Consider the following 13,651-nt stretch of genomic DNA (forward strand, 5'->3'; position numbering starts at 1 on the left):
ACTACACAGCTTTTAAGCTGAGATCAAGATTATAAACAGAATGAGTAAGTGCCCCGCTGGAAATGAAGTCCACACCACACTCAGCATACTTCCTGGCAGTGTCAAGAGTGATCCCGCCACTGGATTCGGTTTCGCATCTGCCGTTAATTAAAGCTACAGCCTCACGTGTCTGCTCATAATTAAAATTATCAAGAAGAATGCGGTTCACTCCTCCTGCCTTAAGAATTTGTTTTATTTCCTCCAGATTCCGGGCTTCCACAATGATCTTGAGATCCAGGTTGTTTTCTGCAAGATATTTTCTGGTTTTATCTATCGCCATGGAAATCCCTCCTGCAAAATCGATATGGTTATCTTTTAGCATGACCATATCATAAAGGGCAAACCTATGATTTTCACCGCCGCCAATCTTTACTGCCCATTTTTCAAGGGCACGAATTCCCGGAGTGGTTTTTCGGGTGTCAAGGATCCTGGTATTAGTACCTTCAAGTTTATCCACGAACGCCCTGGTTTTAGTAGCGATTGCACTCATACGCTGCATGGCATTCAACACCAGGCGCTCTGCTTTTAATATAGATTGGGACGATCCTTCTACATAAAATGCTATGTCCCGGTGTTTAATACGACTACCGTCTTCAAACTGAACATCTATCTTCATCCCGGGATCAACCTTTTCAAAGACCCGGCGTGCAAATTCCACCCCCGCAATGATCCCTATATCTTTTACCAGCAATTTGGCCTTTCCTCTGGCAGTTTCCGGGATACAGGCAAGAGAGCTATGGTCTCCTTCTCCTATATCCTCTCTTAATGCATTTTCAATTATTATTTCAATTTCCTTTTCAAATTGTTCTTTTGAAATCATTGCAGTGCCTATTTTTGCTAAAGTTACAAAGTAAACACTTTAATTTCATCATGACCATAAAATTGCTGACAATAGGTAAAACCGATGATGCGGCCCTACAGAACCTCATTGACACCTATGTTAACAGATTAGGCCATTACAACAGGTTTGAGCCGGAGATCATTCCTGATCTTAAAAAGACCAAAAATCTTTCTGTTGACCAGCAAAAAACTGCGGAAGGAAAGCTAATCCTTGATAAGCTGAATACTTCAGATTTTGTAGTGCTTCTTGATGAAAACGGAAAACAATTCTCTTCGGAAGGCTTCTCTGAATATATTCAGAAGCGTCTCAACAGCGGAATGAAACAGCTCATCTTCATCATAGGTGGACCCTATGGATTTTCGGAAGAACTCTACTCCCGTGCCGACGGAAAATTATCCCTCTCAAAAATGACCTTTTCACATCAGATGGTGCGGCTATTTTTCGTGGAGCAGCTTTACAGAGCTTTCACCATCTTAAAAAATGAACCTTACCATCATAAATAAATTTTTATGAAATTAGTATTCGCCACAAATAACAAGAACAAAATAAAAGAAGTGCAGGCACTGCTTCCAAAGGAAATTCAGCTCCTTTCCCTGGAAGAAATTGGTTGTACCGAAGATATTCCTGAAACTTCTCCGACTATTGAAGGCAATGCCATTCAAAAAGCTGAATATGTAAAGCAAAAGTATGGCTATGACTGCTTCGCCGACGATACCGGACTTGAAGTTGAGGCTTTAGACGGCGCTCCGGGTGTATATTCGGCCAGATACGCGGGAGAGGTAAAAAGCAGTGATGCCAATATAAACAAACTACTAAAGGAACTGGAAGGAGAAGAAGATCGCAGCGCCAGGTTTAAAACCGTGATCGCACTTCATCTGAATGGCGAACTACACACCTTCACCGGAATTTGTTCAGGAAATATCATTTTTGAGAGGAAAGGCTTACAAGGATTTGGCTATGACCCTGTGTTTCAACCCGAAGGAAAAACCCTCACATTCGCAGAAATGAGCCTTAGGGAAAAATCCGAAATTAGCCACCGCGCGCTGGCAACCCGCCAGCTCATTGACTTTTTGACCTCTTACAGGCCACAAATTTAAATGTAATAAGCTGCTAACAAATCCGTACCTTTGCCGCTTATTAGATATGTATGAATAAATTTGAATTATTAGGATTGAATGACGCCTTGTTACAGGCAATTAAAGACATGGGGTTTGAAACTCCAAGCGAAGTACAGGAAAAAGCAATCCCAATTTTACTGCAGGAAGACACAGATATGGTGGCTCTTGCACAAACAGGAACAGGAAAGACCGCAGCATTTGGTTTTCCGCTAATCCAAAAGATTGATGTAGACAGTAGAAAGACTCAGGGCCTTATTCTTTCTCCAACCCGTGAGTTGTGTTTACAGATTACCAACGAATTAAAAAATTACTCAAAATATTTTAAGGGCCTAAATACCGTAGCGATATACGGAGGTGCCAGTATTACAGATCAGGCTGCGCAGATCAAAAAAGGTGCACAGATCATTGTTGCCACTCCCGGTCGTATGCAGGACATGGTTAACAGAAGGCTTGTTGATATTTCGGCGATCCAGTACTGTATTCTTGATGAGGCAGATGAGATGCTGAATATGGGATTCTATGAGGACATCACAGAGATCCTGTCTCACACCCCTAAAGAAAAGAGCACCTGGTTGTTCTCGGCTACCATGCCTAAGGAAGTTTCGACTATCGCAAAGAAATTTATGCGTACTCCAGTTGAAATTACCGTGGGCACAAAGAACATGGGAACTTCAAATGTTTCTCACGAATATTACGTAATAAATGCAAGAGACCGTTATGCCGCTCTTAAAAGACTGGCAGATGCAAATCCCGATATATTTTCGGTAATCTTTTGTCGTACCAAGCGTGATACTCAAAAAGTTGCGGAGCAGTTGATCGAAGATGGATACAACGCGGCTGCACTTCATGGAGATCTTAGCCAGAATCAACGTGACCTGGTAATGAAAAGCTTTAGGGCAAGGCAAATTCAAATGTTGGTAGCTACAGATGTTGCTGCCCGCGGAATTGATGTCGACGACATTACGCATGTGATCAATTACCAGCTTCCCGACGAAATAGAAACCTATACTCACCGTAGTGGTCGTACCGGAAGAGCCGGAAAAAGTGGTGTTTCCATGGTCATTGTTTCCAAAAGTGAAGCAAGAAAGATCAAAGGTATCGAACGTATTATCGGTCAGAGTTTCGAAAGAAAAGAAATTCCCGATGGCAGAGAGATCTGCGAAGTACAGTTGTTCCACCTTGCCAATGAAATAAGTAAGACAGAGATCAATCACGAGATCGATAAATACCTTCCGAGTATTGCAGAGCTTTTTGAAGGTCTTACAAAAGAAGAGCTACTTAAAAAGTTCTTTTCTGTTGAATTCACGAGGTTCTTCAATTACTACAATAATGCGCAGGATCTTAATGCGAAAGGTTCTACAGAAGTATATGAAGACGAAGGTGACAGCACCAGGTTCTTTATTAACGTAGGAGCCAAAGATGACTTTGACTGGATGAGCCTCAAGGATTTCCTTAAAGCTACGCTGGATCTTGGAAAAGATGATGTTAACCGCGTAGAGGTAAAAGACAGCTTCTCCTTCTTTAATGTTGACAGCTCTAAAGCTGAAGAAGTAATAAGGATCTTCCAGGACTTTAAGCACCAGGGAAGACACATCAATGTGGAGATCACGAAAAAGAGCGCCGGAAAAGAGCGCAGTGGGGGTCGCAGAGGTGGCGGCGGCTATAAAGGAAAAGATAAGGGAGAACGCAGCTTTGACAAGCCTTCAAGAGGAGGAGACAAAGGGTTAAGACGCTCATCTGATTCCCCCGCAAGCGGAAAAAGAAGATCATCTGATGCAGGTACCGGCGGACGCAAGGGAAAGAAGAGCGGAGGCCGCAGCAGCAGCATTGAAAGCTCAATTAAGAGAAGAAGATCAAAAAAGTAATTTTTTGATGCATTTTGGTACAGTTTTCCCGTAGAACATGAGAAGCTTAAATTACAGCATGAAAAATATTTTAGCGCCCCTGTTCCTGCTTTTCGGTTTTCTGGCCTTTGGTCAGGAAGCTACAGTGGTAAAAGGGAAAGTACTTAATGCGGCAAATGATGTACCTATTGAAAACGCTCACATAGTGAACCTCAACCAGGTAGTTGGAGCTGTAACGGCTGCCAATGGAGATTTCGAGATCAGGGCGGAAGTGAATGATACGCTGTATTTCTCTTACCTCGGATTCAAATCTATAAGGGTAAGGGTTACCAATGACTGGTTAAAATTTGGAGAAGTCAAAGTAAAAATGACCGAACTGGGAATAGCCCTGGAAGAAGTGGTAGTGAGTCCCGTTCAGTTAACAGGCTATCTGGAGATCGATGCTAAGAACATCCCAATTTATGAGAATTACCGGTATAGTATTTCCGGGCTTAACCAGGGATATGAAGGTGGAGAATACAGTCCCAATGCAGTTTCAAGAGTTTTAGGAGCAGTATTCAATCCCGCAGATGCACTTTACAATATTTTTGGAAAGCAGCCGCAACAAATGCGCAAGCTCCGGGAAATGAAACAGGATGATGAGATAAGGCGTTTGCTGCAAAGCAAATTTGACCGACAAACACTTATGGCTGTTCTTGGAATCACAAGGATGGACATTGATGAAGTATTGAGAAGGTGCAACTATTCCAAGGACTTTATTGGTTCTGCAAATGATCTGCAAATTCTTGACGCAATGAGCGGTTGTTATGAAGAATACAAAGTACTCAACAGGTAAGAAAACCTAAAAATATAAGTGCCGGAAATGAAAATTTCCGGCATTTTTGATTGCAGTAATGTACCCAAAATCCGGGTGATATCCACCGGCCAGTTCATGTGAAATATAACCTGTTAAGGTTATTTCTTCCTTTCCAGGTAAGTTTTAAGATTATAAAGTCCGGCTTCAAAATCCTTTCCCAAAGCACGATCCATTCCATAGAAAAGCATCAGGACCGAGGCAGGGAATTTATGAACGCCTTTAACACCCCAAACCATTTTCGTGCGGTCCGGATCCACATCTTTTACGGCGATATAATTAAGAGAAAGAGATTTATAAGGTTTAATAAAGAGCAACTGGGTTTCGAATACTTTTCCTTCCTTTACCTTTACGATCTTTTGGATTCCCTCTATGTTGTTACTTCCTTTCCAGTAGGAGGAGGCTCCTTCCTTCCCGTCATCTCCTTTATACTTGATCACCACATTCGGGTCCTGTAAGTACCATGGGAGCCAAAGAGGTTGTTTTTTAAGCTGTCTTATAAAAGCATAAACTTCTGCTTTTGGCCGGTTGATCACTACCGTCCTGCTAAGGTTATATTCCTTTTTAGACCAGGCGTGCAGAAAAGCCACGAAAGTGATCAAACCAATAATTACATAAAAGAAAAGCGTCATATTCTTCTACTAGGGGGCTCTAAATGTAAATAATTTTATCGTGATGCCTTGAATCTCTCAATGATTTCGGCAGAATTTTTTAAATTCTTTTTTGCCCAGTCTATTCTCTTAACGATTTGTTCTTCTTCGGAAAGCTTCCAGTTTTGTCCGCTCCTTCGTAATCGGGCTGTTACATCCTGCAAAATAATAGCTGCGGAAACTGAAATATTTAAACTCTCGGTGAAGCCTACCATCGGGATCTGCAAAAATTCGTCGGCCTCTTCCATGACTTCCTCAGAAAGACCTTTTGTCTCTGTTCCAAAAAAGAAGGCTGCAGGACGGGCAATATCGAAATCCTGAAGCAGCGTTCCTTTATGTGGAGAGGTAGCTACAATCTTGTAACCATTTTTCCGAAGTCTTTGAATACAGTCTGCCGTTGAGGTGTACCGGTTAATATCCACCCATTTCTGCGCTCCCATGGCGATCTCCCTGTCAATCTTCTTTAAGTTCACCTCCTCCACCACATGAATATTCTGAATCCCGAATACATCACAGCTACGAATCACTGCGCTGGTGTTGTGCAACTGATATACATCCTGGGTGGCTACTGTAAAAAAATTGGTGCGGTTAACGATCACTTTCTGAAACAAGTCCTTCCTTCTCGGAGTGAGAAAATCTTCCAGGTAAGATAATAATTCAGGATTCGCCTCCATAGCCGCGAAAATAAAGAATCCTGCTCAATTTCTCTCATTTTTTACAAGGCTAATAAGGATCTTGAGGTTATGATTATTCAGGAATTCTGCCTATTTTTTATAAAAAATATAAACATGAAGAAAGTAGTGGTCTTAACCGGCGCCGGAATAAGTGCAGAAAGTGGAATTAGCACCTTTAGAGATGCCAACGGTCTCTGGGAGGGGCATGATGTGATGAAAGTAGCCTCTCCCATAGGATGGGAGCGTAACCAGGAACTGGTACTTGATTTTTATAATAAGAGAAGGAGACAATTAAAAAATGTTCAACCCAATGCAGCTCATAAAGCCCTTAAAGAGCTTGAAGAAAAATATGAAGTACATATCATCACTCAAAATGTAGACGACCTGCATGAGAGGGCAGGTAGCAGTAATGTGATCCATCTGCATGGGGAATTAAAGAAAGTACGCAGCACCTTTAATAAAAATTTGGTCCTTGATTGGGAAGATGATCTTAATTCAGGAGATTTCTGCGAGCATAATCACCAACTTCGACCACATGTGGTATGGTTTGGGGAAGAAGTACCAATGATGGAACCTGCTATGGAGATCACGGGGCAGGCAGATATTCTCATGATCATTGGCACATCCATGCAAGTCTACCCGGCAGCAGGCCTGCTGTATTATGCACCTGAAGAAACCCCTGTATATTTCATTGATCCTAAACCTTCTGTACAGGAAACCCGGAATTTGAAAATATTCGCTGAGAATGCTTCCAGCGGAGTGCCCCGGGTGGTGCAGGAACTTCTGGAAAAAGCCTGAACAACTTCAAACTTAAAGCTTTCACGTATGGACGCGAAAATGTATCTTTAGCCCTTAATTTTTTAAAGAATTTACATGACCTCTCTTCAGGCAATTTCTCCTATCGACGGCAGATATTCTTCCAGGACAAAAGCACTGGTAGATTATTTTAGTGAACAGGCTCTTATAAAATACCGGGTACGGGTGGAAATCGAATATTTCATTTCCCTTTGCGAGCATAACCTGCCCCAGTTACAGGAAGTTGATCATTCAAAGTTTTCGGGACTAAGAAAAATTTACCAGGATTTTTCTACTGAAGATGCCTTAGAGATCAAGGAAATAGAAAAAACTACAAACCACGATGTTAAGGCTGTAGAGTATTTTATAAAGTCCAGATTTGATGAGCTGGGGCTTTCCCGCTTTAAAGAATTCATTCATTTTGGGCTAACTTCCCAGGACATCAATAATACTGCAGTGCCTCTTAGCATTAAAGAAGCAATGGAAGAAGTTTACCTTCCAGCTTTGAACCAGGTATTGGAAAAACTGGAACAACTGGCACAGGACTGGAAAGAGGTTCCCATGCTTGCCCGCACGCATGGACAACCTGCATCCCCTACCCGACTTGGAAAGGAAATTAAAGTGTTTGTAGTTCGATTAAAAGAGCAGATCAAATTCCTCCAAAACATTCCCAATGCTGCAAAGTTCGGTGGTGCTACCGGAAACTTTAATGCTCATAAAGTGGCTTTCCCGGAAATTAACTGGAAAAACTTCGGAAAGGATTTCGTGGAAGGTTCTTTAGGCCTCCATCACTCCTTCCCTACTACACAAATAGAACATTACGACCATCTGGCTTCACTCTTTGACGCTCTTAAGCGTATTAATTCAATCATCCTTGACCTTGACAGGGATATCTGGTCTTATGTCTCCATGGATTATTTTAAACAAAAGATCAAAAAAGGAGAAGTGGGATCTTCGGCGATGCCGCATAAGGTGAATCCCATAGATTTTGAGAACAGCGAAGGAAATTTAGGGATTGCAAATGCCCTTTTTGAACACCTTGCCGCCAAACTTCCTGTTAGCCGCCTGCAACGCGATCTTACAGACAGCACGGTACTGAGAATAGTAGGAGTACCTTTTGGTCATACCCTGATCGCATTCTCATCTACTTTAAAAGGCTTGAATAAGTTGTTGCTGAATGAGGCAAAAATAGATGCAGATCTGGAAAACAATTGGGCCGTAGTCGCCGAAGCAGTTCAGACCATTCTGAGACGAGAAGGATATCCTAATCCCTACGAAGCTCTAAAAGGTCTTACCCGTACCAATTCACAGATAAATAAAGAAAGTATTTCGGAATTTATTGGTGAACTGGATGTTTCAGAAGAGATCAAAAAGGAACTCAGGCAGATCACTCCGCAGAATTATACGGGAATTTGAAATAGGGTCAGTGATCGGTGATCAGTGATCAGAATGAAGTTAGAAGTACGATTTTAGAAGTATGAACTGATAACCGACTTTACAGTATGCAGTGCGAGGTCTCGCAACTCGCGACATCCAACTTTACAGACAACAATGGTTTTGAAATTTTGAATCTTGAACCTTGAACAAAAAATAAGAGGGCTCAAAAATGTCATTTTTGAGCCCTCTTATTTTTTATTAGTCCATAAAACCACCGAGTTTTGGAAGACCGGCAATATCGAGATCTCCTTCCTCAAAAGATTTCAGAAGTTTTATCAAAGCTTCAGGATTCATTTTATCTCCGGTCACCCGGGCAATTCCGAAGCCTTTCTCGTCATCACTTCCAAAAACTATCAGCTCATCAATGGCATCATCCTCTCCCAGAAAATAAAGTTCAGCTTTTCGGTTGCCACCACCATAACGCATAAGCTGCTTGTATTTATCTGATTTTAAAATTTCAGACAGCTTTTCTTTTTCAGCTTCATATTGAACCTGATTCTCTTCTTTTAAAGGAAACCCAAGTATATTCACCTTTTTAACGGTAGCAAGGGTCGCCTTCTGTTCTGCAGTAAGCTTCGAGTTGTCTCCGGTCAAGAGACTGGCCGGAATGTCAAAAGCCAGGTACTGATGGTTGTTCTGGTTTTCTACGTAATATTCCTGGAGCGTGGTTTCATTATTACATGAAACCAAACCCAGGCTTATTACTACCAGTAGTAAAACTACTTTTTTCATTATCTTTTTGTTTCAACATTTTTCAATTCATTCCCTCCGGGGATCTTGAAATCATTGGCCAGTTTAGAAACCTGTGCCAGGTTAATTTCTCCCTTAATATTCAGGATCACAGAAATTGGTTTATTCTTATCCTGCCCTTCCATAAACATGAACAGCTGACTCACATAATCCTCATTCTTCCCGGGCTTGTAGTAAAATTTTACTGTTTTTCCACCCTCAGAAACTCTCATAAGTTCCTCCATACTTCCATTTTTGAGAAAAGAAGCCACATCTGCAGCCATTTGTTTTCTCACCCCTTCCTGGGTAGTAGAAAGTACTCTCATTTCCTGCAGGTTCTCGATAAGGTCAATATAGGCCTGAGTTTCGGGATCATCTGCATTTAGTTCTATTTTCGTAAGTAGTTTGAACATCTTGCTCGTAACTACTACGGCATCCACCTCTTTCATGTTCTCATACTTGTCAAAGTTCTGAGCACTTGTTAAAAAAGGTACTATTAGGGCCAATAAGGCGAAGGTTAATTTTTTCATGGGTTTCTTTTTACTATTTAACAATCTTATCTTTTGTATTATTGAATTCTTCAATGTAGCCCAGGTCTTCTGTTCCTGTGTTCATATATATAGACATCATTTCCAGGGCTTCCATGGTCTTTTGCATGGCCAGTTCGGGGTCCTCATAAGTGCCGAATTCACTCATCTTGTTCTCCTGTTGTACTACTATTCCCAGAAGGATCACTATAGAGGCAGCAATTGCCACCCAGGAATAAACTTTCTTCCTGCTGGATTCAAACCTTGAAGTGACAGGCAAATAATCAACTTCTTTATCCAGATTTTCAGTTTTGGCCTGATCAAAGTAGCAGAACATAGGTATATACTGCTGTAGGTGAGGGGCGACATCACCCGATGAAAAATAGGCCTTAAGCTGCGCCTCTTCTGCTCCCGAAGTCTCTGCTTCGAAATACTTGTCCAGAAGGTTTTCAATTATTCGTGATTCCATAGCGGTGTCTTTTAATCATTTCTTCTCTAATTTTTTTTCGGGCACGACTTAGCGCTACCCGTATAGCTGTTTCATTCATTTGAGTCATCTCTGCGATCTCTTCATACTCATACTGTTCTACTTCTCTTAACTGTATGAGGATCTTTTGTTGTTCAGGCAAATCTCCTATGATCTTCTGAACCCAGATGAGATCATCCTGTACCTCAACTTTGTGCTGCAACGATGATTCTCCACATTCGTAATTGCTGTGAACGATCCTCAGGTTATTGTTCTGCTTCAGTTTTAACTGGTCAAGACAATGATTCTTCGTAACGGTCATGGCAAAGGCCTCGACATTATTATAAGAATTTAGTTTATCTTTCCTGCTCCACAACTTTAGCATTACCTCCTGCGTTGCATCTTCGGCCGCCTCTTTTGAAACCAGGAGTCTTAAGGCAAGTCTGTACATCTTGTCCTGCACCGGTTTCATGAGGTTTATGAAAGTATGCTGTTTCATTTTGGTTTGGTTAGCGGGAGGTTTTTTACTGCCTCTTATCCTTACGACGCTTGATAAACAATTTTGTTACCAATTAATTCTAAAATCTTAATTTATCCCTGTAAATTAGGCCATAAAAAGGCTAAAGCTATGAAAACTCTACCCAATCTCCTTTTATATTTATTACTGCTGATATTGGCCACCGGCTGCCAGGAAGACATCGATGATGTTATTAGGCCGGCCAGTGACCTGGAAATAAAAAATTTTATATGGAGCGCCATGAATGATATGTACCTGTACAAAGCGGAGGTGCCCGATTTGGCCGATGATCGTTTTTCGAGTCAGGCCGAATTAGATAAATTTCTCCGGACGTTCTCTTCTCCGGAAGATCTTTTTTACAACGGCCTGGTTGCCGAACACGATGATTTCAGTTTTTTGGTGGCAGATTACCGGAAACTGGAGAAGTCTCTGGATGGGATCAATCTAACTAATGGAATGCAATATGGCCTGATAAGATATACCGAAAATTCTTCTGAAGTTCTGGGCTTTGTTCGTTACGTCCTCCCCAACACATCAGCCGAAGCCAAGGGAATAAAGCGGGGGGATTATTTTAATTCCGTTGACGGGGAACAGCTTACAGTCGACAATTTTTCCCGATTGCTCGAACCTGCTTCTTATACTATAGGTTTAGCCGAAATTAATGGAAACGAGATCACTTCCACAGGAGAAACCGTTAGACTGCAAAAAGAGGAATACACCTCAAATCCGGTTTTTATAGCCAAAACTTTTCCTACTTCCGCAGGAAAGGTTGGTTATCTCATGTACAACAGCTTTACCAGCACTTTTGACGAGGTGCTCAATGAAACTTTTTCCATGTTCAAGGCCGAAAACATTTCAGAACTTATTGTTGACTTGCGCTATAATGGCGGAGGTTCGGTGGAAAGTTCAAGCGATCTTGGGAGTATGATCACAGGACAATTCAACGGAGAAATTTTCTACAAGGAACAATGGAATGAAGATTACCAGACCCGCCTGGAGGCTACTGCTCCGGAAAGCCTTGTCAACCGGTTCAATAACCGCATCCGGAATGGTTCAGCCATCAACAGTCTAAATCTCTCCCGGGTCTATTTTATAACCAGCCTTAGAACTGCCTCGGCCAGTGAATTGCTAATAAATGGACTTAAACCATATATAGAGGTGGTGCAGATAGGCGAAAACACCACCGGGAAATTTCAGGCATCAACCACCCTCTACGACTCCCCTACCTTCAGAAGAAATGGCGCAAGTTTAAACCACACCTATGCTGTACAACCTCTTATTTACAAAACAGTTAATGCTGCAGGAGTTACAGATTATGTTAATGGTCTTCCTCCCGATTTTGAAATAAAAGAAGACATTAGAAACCTCGGAATCCTTGGCGATCCTTCAGAAAGATTGCTTGCTGCAGCCCTCGCTACTATTGAAGGAAGAGCACCAGAAACGCCGCAATCAAAACTTTATAATTTTAAAGTGATAGGAGAGAGTGGTATGGACGACCTACTGTACCAAAGAATGTATAATGAAAATTCCTTACCACTCCACTCAGAACACTATAGGGAATGAGAATAATTTAGGAATAAGTTTTGCTGCTTTTCAACAATACCTTAGTTTTAGCTCCTTTAAATATAAAATATGAAAAAGTTTTTTGCACCCTTTTTGATGATGAGTCTTCTTACACTTTCCTGTTCAAAAGATGATGTTGTGGATGAAGAAGTAGAAGAAGTAGAGATTGAAGAACCCGGGGAAAAACGTAACCTTGAGGTAGAGCGTTTCATTTACAGGGGAATGAATGATATTTATTTTTACAAATCTGAAGTGCCTGAATTAGCAGATAATTATTTCTCCAGCAATACTGAAAAAGATAAATTTTTGGCAGATTTTGACAGCCCCGAAGTCCTTTATGAGGCACTGCAGGCACCTCATGATCATTTCAGTTTTATGACCAGCGATTATGTAGCCTTGACTAAACAGCTACAAGGCGGAGTCGCTAAAACGACAGGGATGGATTATCAGCTTCATCTTTTCAGTAATTCAGAAAATATATATGGTTATGTTCGATACGTGGTTCCCGGAACCTCTGCAGCTGAAGAAGGTGTACAAAGAGGAGATTTTTTTACTGAAATTGATGGGCAACAGCTTACCTTAAATAATTATCGGGATCTTTTCAGCCGGGATAGTTACAGCCTTAGAATAGCTGTGCTGGAAGGAAGTACTATAAAAAATACCGACAAAGTGGTAAATCTTGTAAACAGTGAATCTTCAGAAAACCCTGTCCTTATTTCCAAAGTTTTAGAGATGGAAGACTACCGTATTGGTTATCTTATGTATAATAGTTTTACGCCGAGCTTTGACAGCCAGTTAAATGCTGCTTTTGCCGATTTGAAATCACAGAATATTACACACCTTGTACTCGATCTTCGATACAATAGTGGTGGTAATGGTGAAACTGCAAAAGATCTTGCCAGTATGGTTACAGGACAGTTCAACGGGGAGATCATGATGAGATATCAGTTCAATGAAGATTATCAGGCATACTATCAGGCGAATTATCCCGAGTGGCTGGTTCAGAGGTTCAATGATGAAATAAGAACGGGAGAAAAGATTAATAGTCTGAATCTTGACAGGGTCTACGTACTTACCACCAAAAGATCTGCTTCTGCCAGTGAATTTGTGATCAATGGTCTTGATCCATACATAGATGTAGTTCAGATTGGAGACTACACCAGTGGGAAATACCAGGGTTCATTTACGCTTCATGATTCTCCCAATTTTCAACTTACAGATGATAAGGGAAATACTCATGTGAATCCAAATCATAAATATGCACTGCAACCTCTGGTTCTAAAATATGCTAACAAAAATGGAGTTACGGATTTCGTCGACGGATTGCCGCCGGATGTAAGGGTAGCTGAGGATTTGGCACATCTTGGTACATTAGGCGATCCCAACGAAACCTTATTACAAGCTGCTATTAATGCTATACTTGGAAATCCTCAGGAAGCCGCAACCAATACTCAAAGGAAAATGATGAGCGGAGAATATAAATTCGTGGGAGAAAGGGACATGTTCAACCCGAGCTATCAAAGGTTAATTATTGAGAACATGCCGCTAATGAAACCGGAAGAAATGAATTAAAACACTTATAGGTCCATAAAAAAATC

At 41.3% G+C, this 13,651-nt stretch carries 15 protein-coding genes; 8 read left to right on the forward strand and 7 right to left on the reverse strand.

Translation table 11 applies throughout. The annotated features are described in order from the left end of the window. Position 1: 1 nt before the first annotated feature. A complete protein-coding gene (gene nadC, locus G564_RS0103725) occupies positions 2-859 on the reverse strand; it encodes a carboxylating nicotinate-nucleotide diphosphorylase (RefSeq protein WP_029036475.1) in 858 nt (285 codons plus the stop codon). Between the two features lie 50 nt (positions 860-909). Here nadC and rlmH point away from each other — a divergent pair, with 50 nt between their 5' ends. Genes rlmH through G564_RS0103745 form a run of 4 tightly spaced genes read left to right on the forward strand, consistent with a single transcriptional unit; the run spans position 910 to position 4,677 of the window. Continuing rightward, positions 910-1,383: a 23S rRNA (pseudouridine(1915)-N(3))-methyltransferase RlmH gene (gene rlmH, locus G564_RS0103730; protein ID WP_029036476.1), complete on the forward strand. Its 474-nt coding sequence runs from the start codon at positions 910-912 to the stop codon at positions 1,381-1,383. 6 nt (positions 1,384-1,389) lie between these two features. Continuing rightward, positions 1,390-1,977 (forward strand): non-canonical purine NTP diphosphatase, encoded by a 588-nt coding sequence (locus G564_RS0103735; protein WP_029036477.1) that lies wholly within the window; start codon positions 1,390-1,392, stop codon positions 1,975-1,977. Between the two features lie 50 nt (positions 1,978-2,027). Beyond that, the gene (locus G564_RS0103740) at positions 2,028-3,863 is read left to right on the forward strand and encodes a DEAD/DEAH box helicase (protein WP_029036478.1); all 1,836 of its coding nucleotides are present in this window, start codon (positions 2,028-2,030) and stop codon (positions 3,861-3,863) included. Positions 3,864-3,921: 58 nt separating this feature from the next. After that, the gene (locus G564_RS0103745; protein ID WP_029036479.1) at positions 3,922-4,677 is read left to right on the forward strand and encodes a carboxypeptidase-like regulatory domain-containing protein; all 756 of its coding nucleotides are present in this window, start codon (positions 3,922-3,924) and stop codon (positions 4,675-4,677) included. Positions 4,678-4,796: 119 nt separating this feature from the next. On the opposite strand, the gene G564_RS0103750 is transcribed toward G564_RS0103745, so the two are convergent. Continuing rightward, positions 4,797-5,327, reverse strand: coding sequence for an SRPBCC family protein (locus tag G564_RS0103750; RefSeq protein ID WP_029036480.1), 531 nt, complete (start codon positions 5,325-5,327; stop codon positions 4,797-4,799). Positions 5,328-5,362: 35 nt separating this feature from the next. Further along, a complete protein-coding gene (locus G564_RS0103755; protein ID WP_029036481.1) occupies positions 5,363-6,019 on the reverse strand; it encodes a TrmH family RNA methyltransferase in 657 nt (218 codons plus the stop codon). Between the two features lie 114 nt (positions 6,020-6,133). Between G564_RS0103755 and G564_RS0103760 the strand changes: the two genes are divergently transcribed. Further along, positions 6,134-6,817 carry an SIR2 family NAD-dependent protein deacylase gene (locus tag G564_RS0103760; protein ID WP_029036482.1) on the forward strand — a complete coding sequence of 228 codons (684 nt, stop codon included), beginning with the start codon at positions 6,134-6,136 and terminating at the stop codon, positions 6,815-6,817. A 75-nt stretch (positions 6,818-6,892) separates the two neighbouring features. Continuing rightward, positions 6,893-8,230 carry an adenylosuccinate lyase gene (purB, locus tag G564_RS0103765; RefSeq protein WP_394330239.1) on the forward strand — a complete coding sequence of 446 codons (1,338 nt, stop codon included), beginning with the start codon at positions 6,893-6,895 and terminating at the stop codon, positions 8,228-8,230. Between the two features lie 219 nt (positions 8,231-8,449). Here the strand turns inward: purB and G564_RS0103770 are convergent, their stop codons facing one another. The 4 genes from G564_RS0103770 to G564_RS0103785 are packed head-to-tail and all read right to left on the reverse strand — an operon-like array spanning position 8,450 to position 10,472. Continuing rightward, on the reverse strand, positions 8,450-8,983 hold the full coding sequence (locus G564_RS0103770) for a DUF4252 domain-containing protein (RefSeq protein ID WP_029036484.1): 534 nt from the start codon (positions 8,981-8,983) through the stop codon (positions 8,450-8,452). Further along, positions 8,983-9,510 (reverse strand): DUF4252 domain-containing protein, encoded by a 528-nt coding sequence (locus tag G564_RS0103775; protein ID WP_037373474.1) that lies wholly within the window; start codon positions 9,508-9,510, stop codon positions 8,983-8,985. Before G564_RS0103775 ends, G564_RS0103770 begins: the two co-directional genes overlap by 1 nt. A gap of 13 nt (positions 9,511-9,523) precedes the next feature. Continuing rightward, entirely contained in the window at positions 9,524-9,976 is a 453-nt protein-coding gene (locus tag G564_RS0103780; RefSeq protein ID WP_029036486.1) for a hypothetical protein, read from the reverse strand. After that, a complete protein-coding gene (locus G564_RS0103785; protein ID WP_029036487.1) occupies positions 9,957-10,472 on the reverse strand; it encodes an RNA polymerase sigma factor in 516 nt (171 codons plus the stop codon). Before G564_RS0103785 ends, G564_RS0103780 begins: the two co-directional genes overlap by 20 nt. Positions 10,473-10,601: 129 nt before the next feature. Between G564_RS0103785 and G564_RS0103790 the strand changes: the two genes are divergently transcribed. Together G564_RS0103790 and G564_RS0103795 are read left to right on the forward strand one after the other, a co-directional pair. Then, positions 10,602-12,053 carry a S41 family peptidase gene (locus G564_RS0103790; protein ID WP_029036488.1) on the forward strand — a complete coding sequence of 484 codons (1,452 nt, stop codon included), beginning with the start codon at positions 10,602-10,604 and terminating at the stop codon, positions 12,051-12,053. A gap of 69 nt (positions 12,054-12,122) precedes the next feature. After that, complete coding sequence (locus G564_RS0103795; protein WP_029036489.1) at positions 12,123-13,625, forward strand: S41 family peptidase; 1,503 nt, start codon at positions 12,123-12,125, stop codon at positions 13,623-13,625. Positions 13,626-13,651 lie beyond the last annotated feature (26 nt).

It is taken from the genome of Salinimicrobium xinjiangense DSM 19287 (genome assembly GCF_000423585.1).
Classification (GTDB): Bacteria; Bacteroidota; Bacteroidia; order Flavobacteriales; family Flavobacteriaceae; genus Salinimicrobium; species Salinimicrobium xinjiangense.

What these genes read in the sequence shown, in the direction of transcription:
- nadC (WP_029036475.1), bottom strand. Translation starts at nt 859, where the DNA reads ATGATTTCAAAAGAACAATTTGAAAAGGAAATTGAAATAATAATTGAA.
- rlmH (WP_029036476.1), top strand. Translation starts at nt 910, where the DNA reads ATGACCATAAAATTGCTGACAATAGGTAAAACCGATGATGCGGCCCTA.
- G564_RS0103785 (WP_029036487.1), bottom strand. Translation starts at nt 10,472, where the DNA reads ATGAAACAGCATACTTTCATAAACCTCATGAAACCGGTGCAGGACAAG.
- G564_RS0103760 (WP_029036482.1), top strand. Translation starts at nt 6,134, where the DNA reads ATGAAGAAAGTAGTGGTCTTAACCGGCGCCGGAATAAGTGCAGAAAGT.
- G564_RS0103775 (WP_037373474.1), bottom strand. Translation starts at nt 9,510, where the DNA reads ATGAAAAAATTAACCTTCGCCTTATTGGCCCTAATAGTACCTTTTTTA.
- G564_RS0103735 (WP_029036477.1), top strand. Translation starts at nt 1,390, where the DNA reads ATGAAATTAGTATTCGCCACAAATAACAAGAACAAAATAAAAGAAGTG.
- G564_RS0103795 (WP_029036489.1), top strand. Translation starts at nt 12,123, where the DNA reads ATGAAAAAGTTTTTTGCACCCTTTTTGATGATGAGTCTTCTTACACTT.
- G564_RS0103755 (WP_029036481.1), bottom strand. Translation starts at nt 6,019, where the DNA reads ATGGAGGCGAATCCTGAATTATTATCTTACCTGGAAGATTTTCTCACT.
- G564_RS0103770 (WP_029036484.1), bottom strand. Translation starts at nt 8,983, where the DNA reads ATGAAAAAAGTAGTTTTACTACTGGTAGTAATAAGCCTGGGTTTGGTT.
- G564_RS0103790 (WP_029036488.1), top strand. Translation starts at nt 10,602, where the DNA reads ATGAAAACTCTACCCAATCTCCTTTTATATTTATTACTGCTGATATTG.
- G564_RS0103780 (WP_029036486.1), bottom strand. Translation starts at nt 9,976, where the DNA reads ATGGAATCACGAATAATTGAAAACCTTCTGGACAAGTATTTCGAAGCA.
- G564_RS0103740 (WP_029036478.1), top strand. Translation starts at nt 2,028, where the DNA reads ATGAATAAATTTGAATTATTAGGATTGAATGACGCCTTGTTACAGGCA.
- G564_RS0103750 (WP_029036480.1), bottom strand. Translation starts at nt 5,327, where the DNA reads ATGACGCTTTTCTTTTATGTAATTATTGGTTTGATCACTTTCGTGGCT.
- G564_RS0103745 (WP_029036479.1), top strand. Translation starts at nt 3,922, where the DNA reads ATGAAAAATATTTTAGCGCCCCTGTTCCTGCTTTTCGGTTTTCTGGCC.
- purB (WP_394330239.1), top strand. Translation starts at nt 6,893, where the DNA reads ATGACCTCTCTTCAGGCAATTTCTCCTATCGACGGCAGATATTCTTCC.